This window comes from Paraburkholderia sediminicola, from assembly GCF_046026855.1.
GTDB classification, from domain to species: Bacteria; Pseudomonadota; Gammaproteobacteria; order Burkholderiales; family Burkholderiaceae; genus Paraburkholderia; species Paraburkholderia sediminicola_A.
Genome location: NZ_JAQQET010000001.1, coordinates 320943 through 339984, shown reverse-complemented (window position 1 = coordinate 339984; position 19042 = coordinate 320943). Strand labels below are relative to the sequence as shown.

The 19042-nt window shown below is 61.4% G+C and carries 16 protein-coding genes; 10 read left to right on the top strand and 6 right to left on the bottom strand.

Translation table 11 applies throughout. The features are described 5' to 3' along the window. Nucleotides 1-58 precede the first annotated feature (58 nt). The 3 genes from PQR40_RS01465 (at nt 59) to PQR40_RS01455 (ending at nt 3563) form a co-directional block, all read left to right on the top strand. Entirely contained in the window at nt 59-1663 is a 1605-nt protein-coding gene (locus PQR40_RS01465) for a tannase/feruloyl esterase family alpha/beta hydrolase (protein ID WP_408508337.1), read from the top strand. Nucleotides 1664-1878: 215 nt separating this feature from the next. Beyond that, nucleotides 1879-2805: an ABC transporter ATP-binding protein gene (locus PQR40_RS01460; RefSeq protein ID WP_408228084.1), complete on the top strand. Its 927-nt coding sequence runs from the start codon at nt 1879-1881 to the stop codon at nt 2803-2805. Further along, a complete protein-coding gene (locus PQR40_RS01455) occupies nt 2802-3563 on the top strand; it encodes an ABC transporter permease (protein WP_408227923.1) in 762 nt (253 codons plus the stop codon). Before PQR40_RS01460 ends, PQR40_RS01455 begins: the two co-directional genes overlap by 4 nt. Before the next feature lie 147 nt (nt 3564-3710). On the opposite strand, the gene PQR40_RS01450 is transcribed toward PQR40_RS01455, so the two are convergent. After that, a complete protein-coding gene (locus PQR40_RS01450) occupies nt 3711-4742 on the bottom strand; it encodes a histone deacetylase family protein (RefSeq protein ID WP_408508272.1) in 1032 nt (343 codons plus the stop codon). Nucleotides 4743-5013: 271 nt separating this feature from the next. Here PQR40_RS01450 and PQR40_RS01445 point away from each other — a divergent pair, with 271 nt between their 5' ends. From PQR40_RS01445 to PQR40_RS01430, 4 genes are all read left to right on the top strand, one after another. Next, nucleotides 5014-6402 carry a purine-cytosine permease family protein gene (locus tag PQR40_RS01445; protein WP_408227929.1) on the top strand — a complete coding sequence of 463 codons (1389 nt, stop codon included), beginning with the start codon at nt 5014-5016 and terminating at the stop codon, nt 6400-6402. Between the two features lie 30 nt (nt 6403-6432). Further along, nucleotides 6433-8088: a GMC family oxidoreductase gene (locus PQR40_RS01440; protein ID WP_408508271.1), complete on the top strand. Its 1656-nt coding sequence runs from the start codon at nt 6433-6435 to the stop codon at nt 8086-8088. A gap of 109 nt (nt 8089-8197) precedes the next feature. Then, nucleotides 8198-9613, top strand: a complete 1416-nt coding sequence (locus PQR40_RS01435) for an amidase (RefSeq protein ID WP_408508270.1) — start codon at nt 8198-8200, stop codon at nt 9611-9613. Between the two features lie 393 nt (nt 9614-10006). Continuing rightward, nucleotides 10007-10297 carry a hypothetical protein gene (locus PQR40_RS01430; protein ID WP_408227936.1) on the top strand — a complete coding sequence of 97 codons (291 nt, stop codon included), beginning with the start codon at nt 10007-10009 and terminating at the stop codon, nt 10295-10297. Between the two features lie 95 nt (nt 10298-10392). Here PQR40_RS01430 and PQR40_RS01425 read toward each other — a convergent pair whose 3' ends face one another. From PQR40_RS01425 to PQR40_RS01410, 4 genes are all read right to left on the bottom strand, one after another. Next, entirely contained in the window at nt 10393-11268 is an 876-nt protein-coding gene (locus PQR40_RS01425) for an SDR family NAD(P)-dependent oxidoreductase (protein WP_408508269.1), read from the bottom strand. A gap of 7 nt (nt 11269-11275) precedes the next feature. After that, nucleotides 11276-12499 (bottom strand): bifunctional 3,4-dihydroxy-2-butanone-4-phosphate synthase/GTP cyclohydrolase II, encoded by a 1224-nt coding sequence (ribBA, locus tag PQR40_RS01420; RefSeq protein ID WP_408508268.1) that lies wholly within the window; start codon nt 12497-12499, stop codon nt 11276-11278. 62 nt (nt 12500-12561) lie between these two features. After that, a complete protein-coding gene (locus PQR40_RS01415; RefSeq protein ID WP_408508267.1) occupies nt 12562-13365 on the bottom strand; it encodes an enoyl-CoA hydratase/isomerase family protein in 804 nt (267 codons plus the stop codon). Between the two features lie 20 nt (nt 13366-13385). Next, nucleotides 13386-14336, bottom strand: coding sequence for an alpha/beta hydrolase (locus tag PQR40_RS01410; protein WP_408508266.1), 951 nt, complete (start codon nt 14334-14336; stop codon nt 13386-13388). Between the two features lie 285 nt (nt 14337-14621). Between PQR40_RS01410 and PQR40_RS01405 the strand changes: the two genes are divergently transcribed. After that, entirely contained in the window at nt 14622-15803 is a 1182-nt protein-coding gene (locus PQR40_RS01405; RefSeq protein WP_408508265.1) for a helix-turn-helix transcriptional regulator, read from the top strand. Nucleotides 15804-15884: 81 nt separating this feature from the next. Here PQR40_RS01405 and PQR40_RS01400 read toward each other — a convergent pair whose 3' ends face one another. Then, entirely contained in the window at nt 15885-16235 is a 351-nt protein-coding gene (locus PQR40_RS01400; RefSeq protein WP_408227953.1) for a VOC family protein, read from the bottom strand. A gap of 320 nt (nt 16236-16555) precedes the next feature. Here PQR40_RS01400 and PQR40_RS01395 point away from each other — a divergent pair, with 320 nt between their 5' ends. Together PQR40_RS01395 and PQR40_RS01390 are read left to right on the top strand one after the other, a co-directional pair. Next, on the top strand, nt 16556-17710 hold the full coding sequence (locus PQR40_RS01395; RefSeq protein WP_408508264.1) for an LLM class flavin-dependent oxidoreductase: 1155 nt from the start codon (nt 16556-16558) through the stop codon (nt 17708-17710). Between the two features lie 128 nt (nt 17711-17838). Beyond that, nucleotides 17839-19032 carry an acyl-CoA dehydrogenase family protein gene (locus tag PQR40_RS01390; RefSeq protein ID WP_408508263.1) on the top strand — a complete coding sequence of 398 codons (1194 nt, stop codon included), beginning with the start codon at nt 17839-17841 and terminating at the stop codon, nt 19030-19032. The last annotated feature ends 10 nt before the right edge of the window (nt 19033-19042 follow it).

Here is a 19042-nt window from a genome sequence, read left to right as displayed (position 1 = left end):
TCTGCGTCATGTGCGTTCCACGCTCGGTTCACGCACGGCCGTCACAGCCGTCGGCGCAGTGCTATGGCTGGTGAGCGGCTCAGAGGCATTCGCCGCCCCCAGGGAAGCACTGCTCGCCATGCGTTGCGCAGAATTCGCCGGCGCGGTGCTACCGCCGGAACTGATCGCCTTGCCCACGGCCGGCGTACAGATCGAAAACGCGGCGATGGTGGCGGCTACCGCGCCTGGCAATCAGCAGGGCGGCGAATATTGCCGTATCACGGGCCGCATCAAGGCGCTCAAGGCAAGCACGCCCGATATCCGCTTCGACCTGAATCTGCCGCGCCGCTGGAACGGCCGTGCGCTGCAGATCGGTGGCGGGGGCTATAACGGCGTGGTGGTGAGCGGTACGGGCGTGATGCCGTTCTCTCCAGATCGCGCACCGCTCGCGCAAGGCTATGCGACCTTCGGCGACGACTCGGGGCATGTGGGCAATTCATCGCTCGCGGTTTTCGGCCTCGTCGATGAAGCCGTGACGAATTTCGGCTACGCGCATCTGAAGAAAACGCACGACGCCGCGCTCGCGCTCATCGCGCGGGCCTACGGCTGGCCGCCGCAACGGATGTATTTCGCCGGCGGCTCGACAGGTGGGCGCGAAGGCTACACGGTGATGCAGCGCTATCCCGACGACTACGACGGGGTGATCGCCAATTCACCCGCGCTCAATTTTTCCGGCGTGCGTTTGATGGGCGTGAAGCTCGGTCAGGCGGAGTACGCGACGCCCGGTGGGTTTATCCCACCGCTGTTGCTCGAGCACGTATATCAACGAACGCTCGCGGTCTGCGATCGGCTCGACGGCGCGGCGGACGGCATCATCAGCGACATTGCCGGGTGCCGGGAACACGAAGCGGAAATCATCGCCTCGTTGCGCTGCGCCGGACGTGCACCCTCGCATGACGAGTGCCTCACCGACCCGCAACTCTCCACGTTGCTGATGATGCGCGACGGCCTCTCGTTACCCTACAAACTGGCGTGGGACGTCACGGGCTATCGTGGCTACAACATCTTCCAGGGCACGCATCTGAACGGCCTGCTCGGGCTGGCGCATCAACCGGAGCGCTTGCCGGTACCGACCTTCTTCGCCAACGGCTACCTGTTCGCGCAGGGAGACGGCTATATCCGTTATTTCGTGACGCGGGACGCGGAGTTCGACTCGCTCAGATTCGATCCGCAGCATCCTGGAAAATATCGTGGGCAACTGATCGCGCTTTCACAGACGATCGGCGCGATGAACCCCGACCTCGCACGCTACATCGCGCACGGCGGCAAACTCATTACGCTGCAAGGCCTCGCCGACGAAGTCATCAGCCCGAACCAGACGATCGCCTACTACGAAGCGCTGGTCGATCGCTTCGGCATCGACCAGGTCAATGCGTTCATGCGGCTCTACATGGTGCCGGGTTTTCAACACGGCAGCGGCGTGTTCATTCCATCGGTAGATCTGCTGGGCGCGCTCGACAACTGGGTGACGCGTGGTGTATCGCCCGAAACCTTGACCGCTACCGATATCGCGGCGGCGACCAACGGCCGCTCGCGTCCGTTGTGCCGTTACCCGCTGTTTCCCCGCTACAGCGGTAAGGGCAACGTGAATCTCGCCAGCAGCTTCGCATGCGCTGAACCGTGACAGGATCCGGCATATCCAGAATATCCGGCCAAAACCATAGCCGGTCCTGAATGGCAGACGTGCTGCGCCGGCGGACCTTGATCCGGTCTATCGGTTTCTTCGGATTCTCGTGGTTATACTGCACGCTTTCTCACTTTCATTTACATTGCGGGTGCGGTCGCGTATTCGCACCGCCTCCCTCCAATCAAATACCGGTGTCTGCCATCGTCGAATCCATGCAGCCAATCGTCTCGGTCACGAATCTGTCGAAAACCTATGCCACGGGTTTTCATGCACTCAAAAACATCAATCTGGCGATCAACCGCGGGGAAATCTTCGCCTTGCTTGGGCCCAACGGGGCGGGCAAAACCACCCTCATCAGCATCATCTGCGGCATCGTCAAGGCAAGCGTTGGCAGCGTAATGGTGGACGGCCGCGACATCGCGGTGGACTATCGTGGCGCACGTTCGCTGATCGGCCTTGTGCCGCAGGAGCTCACCACCGACTCGTTCGAAACCGTCTGGGCGACTGTCTCGTTCAGCCGCGGACTGTTTGGCAAGCCGAAAAACCCCGCTTACGTCGAAAAGGTGTTGCGCGATCTTTCGTTGTGGGAAAAGCGCGATAGCAAGATTATTACGCTGTCAGGCGGCATGAAGCGCCGCGTGCTGATTGCGAAGGCGCTCTCGCACGAACCGCGCGTGCTGTTCCTCGACGAACCCACCGCCGGTGTCGACGTCGAGTTGCGCCGCGACATGTGGAAACTGGTGCGCTCGCTCGCCGCGAGCGGTGTGACGATCATTCTCACCACTCACTATATCGACGAAGCCGAGGAAATGGCCGACCGCATCGGCGTGATCAATGCGGGCGAGATCATGCTGGTGGAAGAGAAGACGGAATTGATGCGCAAACTCGGCAAGAAGCAGTTGACGCTGCAACTGGAGAGTCCGCTCGCGGAGGTGCCCCCGGCGCTGACCGGTTATGGGCTGGATGTCGCCAAGGGTGGCAACGAGTTGATCTACACGTATGAGGGCGAGGGCGGACGCACTGACATCATCGCGCTGCTCAAAGCGCTCGACGACACCGGCATCCGCTTCAAGGATCTGCATACGACGCAAAGTTCGCTCGAAGACATCTTTGTCAGTCTGCTCCGAGGTAACCAATGAATATCTACGCAATTCGCGCGATCTATAAGTTCGAGATGGCGCGCACCTGGCGCACGCTGATGCAGAGCATCATCGCACCGGTGATTTCCACTTCGCTTTACTTCGTCGTATTTGGTGCGGCAATCGGTTCGCGTATCAAGGAAGTGGATGGCATCAGTTACGGCGCATTCATCGTGCCGGGTTTGATCATGCTGTCGCTGCTGTCGCAAAGCATTTCGAATGCATCGTTCGGAATTTACTTTCCGCGCTTTACCGGCACGATCTACGAGTTGTTGTCCGCGCCGGTGTCGTATCTGGAGATCGTCGTGAGCTATGTGGGCGCGGCGGCTACCAAATCGATTCTGCTCGGGTTGATCATTCTGGCTACCGCCGGGCTGTTCGTGCCGCTGCAGGTGCAGCACCCGTTCTGGATGATTCTGTTCCTGGTGCTGACCGCGGTCACGTTCAGTCTGCTCGGTTTCATTATCGGCATCTGGGCAGATAGCTTCGAGAAGCTGCAACTCGTACCGCTCCTGATCATCACGCCGCTCACGTTTCTCGGTGGTAGTTTCTATGCAGTCAATATGCTGCCGCCCTTCTGGAAGATCGTGACGCTGTTCAATCCGATCGTTTATCTGGTCAGCGGATTTCGTTGGAGCTTTTATGGCCTCGCCGACGTGGATGTCGGTGTCAGCCTCGGCATGACCGCGCTGTTTCTGGCCGTGTTTCTCGTGATCGTCGCGTGGATCTTCAAGACCGGGTATCGGCTCAAGAGCTGATACCGGATGTGCGAACTGGCTCTCTGCCGGTTCGCACATTCATCGAGCCTTTCCGGAACTCAGGAAGCGCCACACGCCTGACAACGATGCGATAAGAGTTCCATGCGCAGCACGGCGCTCTTATGGGATATCACCGCAACGCAACCCTCAGTGTTCTTCAAAACCGGTCAATACGCCCACCGCGTTCACGCCGATCTCTTCCACCGCATAACCGCCCTCCATCACGAACAGCGTCGGTAAGCCGAGTTGTGCGATTGCCGCACCGATTCGCGGATAATCGTCGCTTGTGAGCCGGAACTGCGAAATCGGATCGCCTTCGAACGTATCGACCCCAAGCGAAACCACCAGTGCGTCAGCCGCGAACCGGTTGATCTGCGTGCCGGCATGAGCGAGCGCGGCTGAGTACCCGGACCAATCCGTGCCCCACGGCAGCGGATAATTCAGATTGAAACCTTCGCCGGCGTCGCGGCCGGCTTCTTCCGCGTAGCCCAGCAGATACGGATAGTCGATCGAGGGGTCCGCATGCAGCGAGGCGAACAGTACGTCGTCGCGTTCGTAGAAGATCGATTGCGTGCCGTTGCCATGGTGATAGTCGACATCGAGTATGGCTACACGCCTGGCGCCGTGCGCGAGCCAGTGTTCGGCCGCAATCGCGGCGTTATTCAGGTAGCAGTAGCCGCCCATCACGTCGCGTCCCGCGTGGTGCCCAGGCGGCCGGCACAACGCAAAGGCCGCGCGCTCGCCGTTGCTCACGCACTGCGCGCCAGTCAGGGCAACATGCGCGGATTCCTCGATCGCGTGCCAGGTGCCCGAGGTGATCGGCGCACCCGCATCCATTGCATAGAAACCCAGCTTGCCGTCGATGCTAAGCGGCGCGCGGTCGCGCCGCAGGCCGCGCGCCGGCCAGATGGTCGGCAGCGCATCGTGTGTGCGGCCGAGCGCGCTCCAGTCCCGCCATGCGGTCTGCAGAAAATCCAGGTAGGCATCACTGTGCACGCGGCTCAACGCGTCGATGCCGAAGCGAGTGGGCGCGATGACCTCGCCGAGCCCGACCTGGCGCAAGCGATCGTGGACGATCTCGACGCGCCGTGGCATCTCGAAGCACGGCTTCAATTCGCCGTCGATCAGTTCGCTGCGGCCATGATGAAGGCGATGGCGCTCGCCATAGATGGTGATCAAGCGTGTCTCCGAAATGAAATGCTGCTTAATGTAAGCACGATCCGCCGCATATCGACTATCGCAGCAGTCGCATTTTCTTTCCAAGAAGATTAAACCGATCCAATGAAGAGGCACCGTCTATGCAACGGTTGCTTCGGCACGCCCTATGCGTGTGGAGAAAAACATAGGGAAAACCAATTCAATGGAAAGCTAATTAGTTCTTTCGGTGGTTTTTTTGTTGTTGAACAGTCGGGCTGTGAATCCAATTTGACGAATCTCAAGGAACAAGCCGATGAATCAGGAAGATACGATTGGCCGTCTGGAACAAAGCACGATCCAGCCCATTCCTGCCGCCGAACGGCACGGCAAGGCGAGCGATCTGTTCACGATCTGGTTCGGCTCGAACATCATGTTGCTGACCATCGTCACCGGCGCGCTGGCCGTCACGGTGTTCAAGCAACCGTTCTGGTGGGGCGTGCTGGGAATCGTGATCGGCACGCTGGTGGGTGCGGTTTTCATGGCCCTGCACTCGGCGCAAGGGCCGCAGTTGGGTGTCCCGCAAATGGTGCAAACGCGTGGCCAGTTCGGCTCGATCGGCTCGCTGCTGGTGGTGGGGCTCGTGGTGATCATGTACCTCGGGTTCTTTGCGTCGAACCTCGTCCTCGGCGGCCAGGCGCTGCGCAGCCTGACCCCTGCCGTCAGTGTGAACGACGGCGTGATCGTCGTGGGCATACTGAGCCTCGTGGCGACGATCTTCGGCTACAACCTGATTCACGCCTATACGCGGTTGATGACGTGGTGCTCCGGTGCGGTGCTGGTGCTCGCCTTCGTGTGGATCATTTTCGTGCATGGACTGCCAGCTGATTTCTTCGCGAAGAACAGCGCGAATCTGACGGGCTTTCTCGGCACGATTTCAGTCGCGGCACTCTGGCAGATCGCCTATGCGCCCTACGTGTCCGACTATTCGCGCTACATGCCGGCTGAGACCGGCTCGCGTGTCGCATTCTGGGCAAGCTATTGGGGCTGCTCGCTTGGTTCGATCTTTCCGATGGTGCTGGGCGCCGTAATCGGCCTCATGGTGGCGGACGGAGACGTGGTCACCGGCCTCACGATGCTTACGCACGGCATCAGCACGCTGGTCGTGATCGTACTGTCTATCGGCATTGCGGCGACTAACGCAATGAATCTGTATTGCGGAGCGCTTTCGACCATCACGATTCTGCAAACGTTATTTCCCTCATGGTCCGGCAAGGCACGAGCGCGTGCTGTCACCGCTCTGGTGCTGTTTGCCATTTCTCTGACGATTGCATTGTTTGGTCAAAACAACTTCCTCGCGGCCTATACGAACTTCATTCTGTTGCTGTTGTACGTGCTGGTGCCCTGGACGGCGGTCAACCTGATCGATTACTACCTCGTGCGCCATGGCCAATACGATGTCGACTCGTTTTTCCGGCAGGACGGTGGTATTTACGGGCGCTTTAACGGCATTGCGATCTTCTCGTACCTGTTCGGCATTGTCGTGCAACTGCCATTCGTCGCAACCGACCTGTACACCGGGCCGATCGCGAAGAAGCTCGACGGTGCGGATATTTCATGGGTCGTCGGTCTGGTGTTGACCTCGCTGGTTTACTACGTGGGTTGCAAGCGGTTTTCCCGCACGACTGCTCGCGTGCCTGCCTGACTATTCCCCCGCCGCTGGAGCCCGCACAAAATGAGTCAAACAGCACAAACAATGGACTTCGACTTCGTGATCATCGGGGCTGGTTCGGCCGGCTGTGTGCTGGCGAACCGGTTGAGCGCGGATGGCCGCTATGCGGTGTGTCTCGTCGAAGCGGGCGGCTCTGACAGCACATCGCGCGTGCAGGTGCCGGCCGGCACCATCACGCTCTATAAGAGCCCGCAGTACAGCTACAACTTCGAATCCGCGCCGCAAACGCGTTTGAACGGACGTAGCTTGCATTGCCCGCGCGGCAAGGTGCTCGGCGGATCGAGTTCGATGAACAGCATGATCTACATTCGCGGCATGCGCTCGGACTACGACGGCTGGTCCGCGGCGGGTTGCAAAGGCTGGGCCTACGACGATCTGCTGCCGTTCTTCAAGCGCTCGGAAGGCAACCGGCTCGGCCAGGACGAGACTTATCACGGGACGGGCGGCGAGTTGTCAGTCGACCGTCCGCGCGATCCGAATCCGCTCTCGCAGATGTTTATTGACGCCGCGCGCGGCATCGGTCTGCCGCATAACAGCGATTTCAATGCGGGCGACCCATTCGGCGTTGGCGTGTATGACGTGACGCAGAAAGCGGCGCACCGTTTGTCGAGCTATAGGGCGTTCGTACATCCGGTTCTGCAGCGCAAGAATCTCACGCTGCTGAGCGATTGCCGTGCGTTGTCCTTGCGTCTCGAAGGCAGCCGTGTGCATGGCGTGTACGTCGAGAAGGAGGGCGCTACCCTGCTGCTGAATGCAAAGCGGGAAGTCGTTCTCGCCGCGGGCGCGATCGGTTCGCCACATCTGATGCTGATGTCCGGTATCGGCGATGCTGCGCATTTGCGGGAGAGTGGCATCGACGTCAAGCATCATCTCGCGGGTGTGGGGCGCAATCTGCAGGATCATCTCGACGGCCTGGTGACCGTGCGTTCGTCGAGCGCGAAAACGCTCGGCTTTTCGCTGCGTTCGCTGCCGAAGGTAGTTGCGTCGCCCTTCAAGTATCTGCTGCGTAAGAAGGGTTGGCTCACCACCAATTACGTCGAAGCCGGCGGCTTTGCGAGAACCCGTTACGCCGCTGGAGGCGACCCCGACGTGCAGTTCCATTTTGTGCCCGGCTATCGCAGCCATCGTGGGCGTCTTTTTGAATACGGTCACGGATTCGCTATTCATACCTGCGTGCTGCGGCCGAAAAGCATCGGCATGCTTACGCTGTCGCGCGAGGACAAGCGTGCGCCGCTGATCGACTACAACTTTCTCGCTCGCGAAGAGGATGCACGTGTGCTGATCGAAGGCATCAAGCTTGCGCGTTCGATCCTCGCCTCGCCGGTCTTCGATCCAATCCGCGGCAAAGAGATGCTGCCGGGCGCTTATGTGCAGTCGGATGTTGCGCTGCTCGATTACATTCGTGCGCACGCGGCCACGGTCTTCCATCCAGCGGGGACCTGCAAGATGGGCATTGATGCCGGCAGCGTGGTCGATCCGCAATTGAAAGTGATTGGCCTCGAAGGCCTGCGAGTGGCCGATGCGTCGATCATGCCGACACTGGTGAGCGGCAACACCAATGCACCCTCCATCATGATCGGCGAGAAGGCGGCCGATATGATGCTGACCGACGCTCGCCGCAGCAAAGCTACATACGAGTCCGCAATGTCCGCCGCATAAGCGCTCAGATGAAAGAGCCGCGATCGCTAAAAAAGTGCCCGGCCGACGCCGCAAATACGCGCGACATGCGAAACTAACGGGTATCCCCACCACGAAGCCGATAGTCACCATGTCCGTCGATTTGAGTCTCATTGAGCGAAGCGCGTGCGAAATTGTCGATCTGTTGCGCGAGGAGTCAGTCAGTCCGCATGATCTGCTCGACACGCTTGCCGCTCAGGTGGCGCGCGTCGAACCGCAAGTCAACGCGTTGCCCACGTTGTGTTTCGAGCGCGCGCATGCTCATGCCAATGCGCTGCTGAAGCAGCCGGTCGGTGAGCGCGGCCTGTTATGCGGGTTGCCGGTGCCGATCAAGGATTTGACCGATGTAGCCGGCGTGCGCACCACACGTGGTTCGCTCGTCTACCGCGATCGCATTCCGGAGACATCCGATGCCGGCGTGACACTGCTCGAAGCGCGCGGTGGCGTGGTCTATGCGAAATCCAATACGCCGGAGTTCGGTTCCGGCGGTCATACGTATAACAGCGTGTTCGGCATTACGCGCAATCCGTGGGACCTGTCGCGCTCGGCGGGTGGTTCCTCGGGGGGCGCGGCTGCCGCGTTGGCATCGGGCACGGCATGGGTCGCGCAGGGCTCCGATCTGGCGGGGTCGTTGCGCACGCCTTCGGCGTTTTGCGGCGTGGTGGGAATGCGCCCCACGCCGGGGCGCGTGTCGTATGGTCCGGCTGCCAATCCGTACGACACGCTGGGTATTCATGGACCGATGGCACGCAACGTAACCGATGCTGCGCTGCTGCTCGACGCGATGTGCGGCGAAGTCGAATGCGCGCCGATGTCGCTGAGCGAACCGGCAACGTCGTTTCTGGAGCATGCACGCAGGCCGCAGCGTCCGGCGCGTGTCGCATTCAGCGAAGGGCTGGGTATTGCGACGGTTGAGCCGGAGATCCTCGCAATCTGCCGTAAAACGATGGACCACCTGGCAGGTTCAGGCATCGGCGTGGATGAAAGCGATCTTGATCTGAGCGGGGCAACCCAGGCGTTCCATGCGCTGCGAGGTATCTCGTACGCGGCGAACTATGAAGAGGTGCTGGCTCACCATCGTGATGTGCTGAACCCCAACGTGATCTGGAACATCGAGTTTGGTCTGCAGGTGGATAACCGCGCCATGCTCGCAGCACACCGTACGCGCGGCTCGTTGTTCCACAAGATGAACGCGCTGTTGCAACGCTATGACGTGCTGATCTGTCCGGCTTCTATCGTGCTGCCGTTCCCGGTGGAAGCGCGCGATATCCGCGAGGCGGTGGGCCAGCACTTCGATACGTATATCGATTGGCTCGCCATTACCTACGCTTTGACGCTCACCGGCATGCCGGTCATCGCAATTCCGTGCGGGATGAGCGCGAGTGGCTTGCCGGTCGGTATTCAGATTGTCGGTAAGCCGCGTGGCGAAGCGGCGTTGTTGTCCGCTGCGCGCGCGATCGAAGAGGTCATCGGGACGTGGTTTGTCGGTAAGCCGAAAACAGCCTGACGCGCGCTGACGCGGTGACCACTTGATTGCTTCGACGTGACGGCGAGTGCCGTCACGTCCACTGTTTTCTTCGATGGTGGTTTCCTTCGCAATCCACCTGCAATTTCCCCCGAGACTCCCCCCGGCAATCCCCTCCGCGATTCCTCGGCAGTCCCGTCACCCTCTGCAGTCCCCCGCAATCCCGCCCGCAATCCGTCAGGCAATCCCCTTAGTCCATCCGGACGATGCTCGCACGCGTCGTATCGCCGTCAATGGCGGTATGAACCGAGAACCGTGCGACTTGGCTTTCCCGTCCACCGTATCGAGGCGCACAGCCGCGTGGCAGGCGTTGGGGCCGCGTTAGGAATGGGGACGAGTGTGATGAGGAGAGGCGTGATGCGGAGAGGGCTGCAGATGAAATCCAGAGTTCAGCGGGATGGACTGATTGCCGGCGTACTGGTGGCGATCGGCGTGGTCGGTGTATCCGTGCGGCAGCTCTATGCGTGCGCCTGGAGCGACGAATTTCCCGGCATGGTGTGTACGGCCGGTTCGTCGCTGTCGTTGTTTCTGGGCATCACCGGGTTGGCCGCGCTGGCTGGAAGAATCTGGGCGCGCCGCTCGGGCGCCGACGAGCAGTGCTTCACATTCCTCGGGGCAGTGGGCGGTGCGGCGCTGGTGTATGCGATGGTGGTGACCGGCTTCTAGCCGCCGGTGGTGCTGGAAAAGACACGAAGCCGCGCGGTACAGCCCAGCACATCATTCAGAGCTGTTGCGCCGTGCCACACGTGCCGCACACCGTATCAAGCCACGATCGCAGGATGCGCCTGCACTGGCCCACCCAACGCTTCGCGATGCGAGGGCGGCTGGCGTCCGTCGAGCTCGGTGATACCGTACTCGCGCGCAAGCTCCGCACCGACCAGCACCAAACCGGATTTCTGCTGACGTTGCGGGTCGCGATACAACGCATCGATCAGGCGTCCCGTGAATTGCGGCGTCTCAGCGAGCTCGCTGAAGCCCACATACTGTTCGGGATGCTCGGCGATCACGCGCGCGGTGCGCTCGGTTTGCAGCATGCCCATCCAGATGGAAGCTGTCGCGACGCCGTACGGTTTTAAATCGACGGCCATGTCTTTGGCGAACTTGTCGACACCCACTTTCTGCGCGCCATACGCGGCGCCATGCATATAGCAGCTCGCACCGAACGAGGACGTGAACGCGATCAACCCTTCGCCTTGCGCGGCCATCAGTGGCGCGGCATGCCAGCTCGCAACATATGCGGAGCGCAGGCCGACATTGAGAATATCCACGAGGTCGAGCGGCTTTTCCCAGAACGGTGCCGGGCGAATCAGTTCGTCGTGCAACGCAGTGGCATTATTGACGAGGATATCGAGGCGCCCGCTGTTGTGCCGGATGTAGTCGAATACTTCTGCTACCTGGCGGTCGTCGGCGTGATCGCAGGTGAGGGCAATGCCCTTGCCGCCGAGCTTATCGATTTCGATTGCCGTCGCGTGCACAGTGCCTGGCAGTGGCGCGTCGCCTTCGCGTTGTGTGCGTCCGGTCACGTAGACCGTCGCGCCAGTCGCGGCGAGCGCGAGTGCGATACCTTTGCCGGCGCCGCGTGAGGCGCCCGTGACGAGGGCTACATAAGGCTTATTAGGCTTGTTGTGCTTGATCATCCAGGATTCACCAAGAGGAGGCTTCGAGTTCGTATGACGCGGGCTCAGCGTTGACATGCAGCGTTGCGGTGGACCGAAGAGGCACGGACATTCGTGGCGCGCCAACCTTCGGCGCGGCGGGCGCGCGTTCAAAGGCATGCGGATTGTCCAGATCCGCTTCGCCAAGCGGAATGAACGCCATGATCTCCAGTTCGTGCCCGGATAGCGCCGGCAGCCTGAATGGACTCGACAACACATTCAATCGACGCACGCCGAGTTCGCGCAGAATCTGCGAGCCAATCCCGGAGAGTCGGCCGTCCTTGCGTGCCGGCATGCCGTTGCTGCCGTTCATCGCATCGGCCCGCATGTCGCAATCGAGCAGGACCGCTACGCCGCATCCGGCCGCATCGATTTTTTGCAGCGCCGCGTGCAGCGGCCACGAATGCGCGGACGGTTCGGCATCGAGCAGGTCGAGCAGCGAAAAGCATTCGTGCACGCGCGTGAGCACCGGCACATCGGGCGTTGGATTGCCGCGCACCAGCGCCAGATGCGTGGATTGGCGCACGGTGTCGCGATACTGAATGGCGCGAAATGGTCCCCACGGCGTGTGCAGCGGCCTCTCGCCGACACGCTCGACGAGCGACTCATGAGTACTTCGATAGTGGATCAGATCGGCAATCGTGCCGATCTTCAAGCCATGGTGTTCCGCGAATTCGATCAGTTGCGGCAGGCGCGACATGGTGCCGTCGTCGTTCATGATTTCGCAGATCACCGCGGCGGGCGTCAGCCCTGCGAGGGCGGTGAGATCGCAGCCGGCTTCGGTGTGTCCGGCACGCACCAGCACGCCGCCTCTTCGCGCTGCGATAGGAAACACGTGGCCCGGTTGCACCAGATGCTCAGCGCGCACGTCCGCGCGAATCGCGGTGCGGATCGTATGCGCCCGGTCGGCGGCGGATATACCGGTGGTGACGCCTTGCGCCGCCTCGATGCTGACCGTGAACGCGGTACCGTACTGCGTGCCGTTCTGTTCCGCCATCGGCGGCAGCTTGAGATGCGCACAGTGCTCGGCGCTCAACGTCAGGCAGACGAGGCCGCGGCCAAAGCGCGCCATGAAGTTGATCGCTTCGGGGGTGACGTAGTCAGCGGCAATCAACAGATCGCCTTCATTTTCACGATCTTCCTCGTCGACCAGAATGATCATGCGGCCGGCTTTCAGTTCGGCGACGATTTCGTTGGTAGTGGCGAGTTTCATGGGTTTATCCCTGTGCTACTGCGGGTGCTGTTTGCTGCGTATAGAAAAACGAGGAAAAACGCTTAACGTGCGCTGGAACCGAACGCGGGCACGCGCCTGTCGAAGAATGCGTCGATGCCTTCGCGGAAATCGTCGCCTGCCGCGCAGTGCAGAAAGCTGCGCTGCTCCGCGTACAAATGCTCGGCGAAGCTGCGCTCGGGTGCGTGCAGCATCAGATTCTTGGTTTGTGCGAATGCGTCCGGCGAGAGGGCGCCCATCCGCTTTAACAAAGAGCGCGTTTGTGTGGCGAGTTCATCGTCCGGTACGACCCAGTTGACGATGCCCGCTCGCAATGCTTCGTCGGCCGTATGCCGCTCGTCGAGATACATCCATTGCGCGGCCTGCTTGGTGCCGAGCGTGCGCGGTAACGTGTAGGTCACACCGCCGTCGGGGGAGGTGCCGATTCGGCCATACGCCGATGTGAATGTCGCGCTCTTTGCTGCGATAGCCAGATCGCAGGCCGAGACGAGGCTCAAACCGAAGCCCGCCACTGCGCCGTTGATGCTGGCGATCACCGGCTTGCGCGAACCCGTGACGTTCTCGACCACGGTTTGCGCAAGCCGCACGAGCTTGCCGATCGCGCGATCCCGCACCACAGGTTTTGCGTCGAGTGCGGCACGCATGGTCTGCAAATCGCCGCCCGCCATGAAGGCGTTGGCGGCGCCGGTCAGCACGATCGCGCGGATCTCGTCGTGATTAGCGAGGCGTACGAGCTTGGCGTTCAGTTCGTTTGCCATCGCTTCGTTGAGGGCGTTCAGCGCCTCGGGGCGGTCGAACGTGAGCGTCGCGATGCCGTCTTCGGCCGCGAGGCGGATCAATGCAGTCATGTCTTTTCTAGTGAGCGGGGTCAGGTGTTCTGGGCGTGCAGCGCATGGCGCAAGGTTCGCGCTGCCATTGTGAGTGCGTGGTCGGCCGCATCGAGCGCGCCGAGCAAGCTGGCGAAGCCGTGCATTTGTCCCGGCCAGCGCAGATGGGTCGTGAGTACGCCCGCTTGCGCGAGGCGTGCCGCGTAATGCTCGACTTCATCGCACAGCGGATCGTATTCCGCGCTGATGATGGTGGCGCTGGCCACGCCGGTGAGATCGGTTGCCGCGAGCGGACTGGCGAGCGGATCGGCGCGATCGGCGCCCTCCGCGAAATACTGACTTTTGAACCAGCGCATCATGTCCGCCGTCAGCAAATAGCCGTCGCTCATCGATTTGTATGAAGGATGCTCGGTGGCGCAATCCACCACCGGATAGAACAGCAACTGATGCGCGATATTCACGCCGCTATGACGCAACTGCTGCGCGGCCACCGCGGCCAGATTGCCGCCTGCGCTGTCGCCGGCTACGGCCAGCGCGCCGGGACGCACGCGTAAATCGGCTGAGTTGGCAGCAGCCCAGCGCACGGCGTCGCACGCATCGAGCGCGGCGGCCGGAAAACGCGCTTCCGGCGCGAGCCGGTAATCGACCGATAGCACGACCGTTCGCGCGCGTTGCGCTAAACAACGGCACAGGTTGGCGTGGGTGTCGAGCCCACAGGAAACGAAGCCGCCGCCGTGAAAAAAGACGGTAAGGGGCAGCAGGCCGTTGCTATCGCCATCTTCAACTACGGGCCGGTAAAGGCGCGCGTCAATCGGGCCGCTTGCGGTCGGAATCATCAGATCCTCTTCCGCCGCGATGGCGTCGCCGGGCGCAAAACCGCCGCCCGCAGCGAGCATTGCGCGGTAAGCGGGCGCGGTGAGTTGCGCGAAGTCGAGCGGGGGCATGCCGGCGAACGCGGCGAGCACGGCCTGCGCCTGGGGATCGAGCGCCATCGGGTCTCCTGAGAAAACTGTCGTGAAAGCGGCTATACCGGGTATAAGCGAGGCGGCCGTGCATGACGCGAATCGAGCCGGAATTCAGGCTATTCGGCGCGCACGCCGCAACACTGAATGCATTGAAGCGCGGCGGCTTCAAGGGAGCATCGTCCGATTGGACGAGAGTTCGTTCGCACGCTCAGCGAAACTTCCCTCAGCTAAGTACTTCCCCCGATGCCAGCAAACAGATCGGCCCTTAAGCTTGGCGACGCGATGCAAAATCGCATGGAGGACGGAGTGTTGATGGAGACAAAATGGGCCCCTGAAGAGGGCCAGGCCATGAGTGAACTGGCCGAGGTGAGCGTCGCGCAGTTCAGCGAGCTGACCGCGCGTATCTATCAGGGGGCGCTGGAAAGCACGCCGTGGGCTAGCGCGCTGGAGTTGATCCGCACCTCGCTCGGCGCGAGCTATGCAACCCTGATTCTGCGTTCGCCTTCGAGCGACCGGCGCGGCCTGATGGTGCATGCTTCCGAAATGGGGTCGGGCGTGCCGGGCGAAGCGTCGTATAACAACTACTACTATTCGCTCGACCCGTTCGTCGGTTTGCCGGCGGATCGCGTGGTCACGGTCGACGAAGTATTCGGCGACACCGGGTGGCTCACGAGCGAGCTTTACAAGCAGTTCCTGAAGCCCGCGGACATCCGCTACATCATGGGCGCTGATTTACGCACGGAGTCGGGCGTTGAATGCCGGTTTCGCGTGTGCCGCAGCCACGATTCGAAGCATTTTTCCGCACGCGACAAGGCGTTCTGCGCACTGTTGCTGCCGCATTTGCGGCGCGCGGTCGAACTGCATTCGCGGCTCGATATCGTGGAGTCGGAGCGCACGTTGTATGCAAGCGCGATCGACCGGATGCTGGTGGGTACCGTGACGCTCGACGAGAGTGGCGCGATCATGCGCACCAACAGCGTGGCCGACGAGATTCTCGCGCAGAGCAACGGTCTGCGTATCGTGCACGGCAACGTCGAGGCCACCGACGCGCAGGAGAACCGCAATTTGCAACGTCTGGTGCGTCATGCGCTGATGGGGCATTTCGGCACCGCCGCGCCGATTGTCGAAGCCATGCCGATCACGCGCGGTTGCGACAAGCCGAAACTTGGCGTGCTGGTGCGCACGATTCCGCTATCGGACTGGTCTGAGGACAACAAGCGGCGCCCGGCAACCGTGCTGTTTTTGCGCGATCCCGATCGCAAATCCCAAGGCTCGCAGGAGATCGTGCGCAAGCTGTTCGACCTTACGCCCGCCGAGACCTCGCTCGCCTTGCTGTTGACCAATGGGTTGACGCTGGAAGAAGCGGCCGACGACCTGGGCATCAGCAAGAACACCGCGCGGGCCCATCTGCGGGCGATCTTCTCGAAGACGGGCGTAACGCGGCAGGCTACGCTCGTGCGCATTCTTCTGGGTAGTGTGGTGCCGCTCGGTTGAACCGGGGCGGAACTCGTCTGATTTGAACGAAGTCACCGCGTGTGCCGCGCCTGTATCAAGCGCGGCACACCATTCAACGCTTTAAACCGTGCGCTTTTGCGACAACACCAGCAACGCGCCGTTCTTGTCTTCCAGCACTGCGCGCAACTCGTGCGGCCCTTGCTGCACAGGTACCCGCACGGACGCGCCCGCTGCCACTACGCGCTCCATTGCCGCGTACAGGTCATCGTTTTCGTCCACCCGAAACACCAACGCCGCGCGCTCGACGATCCGTTCTTCGGCCGCCACCAGAGCGATGCCCAGCGCGCCGCCGTCGAGCGCGCAATAGCGCTCACCGTCGCGGAATTTCACCGTTAAGCCCAGCCCGTCGACAAAGAACGGCAGCGCCGCATCGATCGTGTCGACCGGGTACAGCATCATCGAAGCCTTCATTGCATTGCACTCCCATCAGTTGAGCCGCGTTATTTAGCGGCTCGATCGTAGCGCTGCGGGCGAACGCAGCACGAGGTCCAATCGGACTAGCCGAAGCATGAAAAAGCACGGCGAAACCCAAGCCGAAACACAAGGCAAAAAACGCCTTCGATCAAAGCTTCTACGCCAGATCGCACACCGTTAATCCAAATAGACGATGCCGGCCCGCACGCGCGAACTGAAACTTCATTCCGTGGACCGTCACGATCATCGTATGAATCGGTGGGTCGGGAGCGGACCGCCCGTTTCAGCACAGTCCAAAATTCATGGAGACGCACGCAATGAAGTTTTCTCTGATTTACGAAGCCCAGACCACGGATGCTTCGCGGGAAGGCGATCACCGGGTATTCAAGGAGACCGTCGAGCAGGCGTTGCTCGCCGAACAGATGGGTTTCGATACCGTCTGGTGCGTCGAACACACGTCGCTGACGAACTACGCGCACATGAGCGCCCCGGAAACTTTCCTCGCCTATCTGGCTGGCCGCACAACCCGCATCGGCCTTGGCCACGGCGTGATCTGCCTGCCGCCCGCGATGAATCATCCGATCAAGGTGGCTGAACGCGTAGCCATGCTCGACATTCTGTCGGGCGGCCGTGTGCATTTCGGCGTCGGCAAGGGCGGCAGCCAGCAGGAAGCAGGTGCATTCGGCTACGACCTCGCCGAACTGCAACCAATGATCGACGAGTCGATGTACCTCGTGCCGAAGATGTTTGTGCAGGACGAGATCGAGCACGACGGCAAATACATCAAGATTCCTAAACGGCCGATTCACCCGAAGCCGTTCCAGGACCCGCATCCGCCGATGTACATGGCGTGTACCAACAACGACGGCCTGCTGCGCGCCGGTCAGCGTGGTTTGGGCGCATTGGTGCTCGGTTTCGGCGGCCCCGACGAAGTCGCGAAGAAAAACGCGCTGTATCGCGAAGCATGGGCGACCCGCAAAGCCGAGGACCAGGTTGGCTTTCGTCCGACCCAGCATCTGGCGGCCCTGTGCCCGACCGTGGTGCTGACCGACGGCCAGCAGGCTCGCAAGATCGGCATTCGCGGTCAGCGCTATTTCATGGAGTCACTGGCGTACTGGTACACCGGCGGCGAACGCCCGAACCCGGATAACTGGGGCGATGACCTCGTGAAGGGCAATACCGGCGAAATGGTGATCCGCTCGCGCTTCGCGTCGGAAGAAGTGGTGGTCGATTTCAGCGATCCGGCGCTTTCGATGATGAACCCAAATCACGCGTACGGCACCGTTGACGATTGCATCGGCTATGTGGGCCGGCTGATGGAAGCGGGTGTGGATGAAGTGCTGTTCCTTTGCCAGATGGGCACGGTGTCTCAGGAAGCGCAGCTCGAAACGATCCGCAATATCGGCGAGCACGTGATTCCGTATTTCAGTCGCCTGAAGGCCGAAAAGGAGAAGGCGCAGGTTGCCGCATAAGGTCGCTGCATAACAGCGGGCGAGGCGGGCGTCGCTAGTCCCTTCAGACGATGCGACGCCGTAGCCGGAGCTCGAAGATGAACCCAACAGAATAGGCGCGACACCCATTTCGCGCCATGGAGACAGCCGTGCATCGCGACAACGATTCGAACGCCCTTGCAGCCGAACTGATCGCCCGCGCCGAAGCGCTCGCGCCGGTACTCGCCGGGCGTGCTGCTCAGGCCGAGGCGAATGGCCGGATTCCCGCAGAGACGCTGGCCGATTTTCAGGCCGCTGGTTTTTTCAAGGTGCTTCAGCCGAAGCGCTACGGAGGCTATGAACTCGACCCGCAAACCTTCTTCGAAATCCAGATGGCAGTGGCGCGCGGTTGCATGTCGACCGCATGGGTGTACGGCGTGGTCGGCGTGCACAACTGGCAACTGGCGCTGTTCGACGAACGCGCGCAGCAGGACGTGTGGGGCAAAGATCAAAGCACGCTGATTGCGTCGACCTATATGCCGGTGGGCCGGGTGACGCCAGTTGAAGGCGGCTTCCGGCTGTCCGGGCACTGGAAGTTTTCCAGCGGCAGCGAACTGTGCGAATGGGTCTTTCTCGGCGCGCTGGTGCCGCCGGCGAAAGAGGGCGAACCGCCGGAATACCGTACCTTCCTGCTGCCGAAAAGCGATTACACGATCGAACAGGATTGGGACGTACTGGGCTTGCGCGCGACAGGCAGTCACGACATCGTGGTGAACGACGCGTTCGTGCCGGACTATCGCACGCACAAAGCCATCGACGGCATGATGGGCACGAGCCCTGGTCTCGCGCTCAACGATGCACCGCTGTTCCATCTGCCGTTTGCGCAGATCTTCGTACGCGCGGTGTGTACGGCATGCATCGGTGCGTTGCAAGGCGCGCTGGACGACTTCACGTCGTATGCCGCCACGCGCGTGAGCGCCAACAGTGGCGCGAAAACCACCGACGACACCGGTGCGCAAACCGCCTGCGCCAACGCGGCTGTCGCACTCGATGAAATGAAGCTGCTGCTCAGGCGCAACTTCGCCGAGCTGCTCGCGGCGGCCAATGGCGGCCCGGCGGTATCGATCGAGCGGCGCGTGCATTTCCGCTATCAATCCGCGCAGGTGGCCGAACGCTGCGCGCAGGCCGCCAATGCGCTGCTGCGTTACGCGGGCGGCAACGGCATTTATAACCGCAATCCGCTGGTACGACGCTTTCTCGATCTGCATGCAGCGCGCGCGCACTACGCAAACAACCTGGACCGCTTCGGCCAGAATCTCGGCGCCGTGATGCTCGGGCGGCCGAATACCGATTTCTTCGTTTGATGGATGCGGC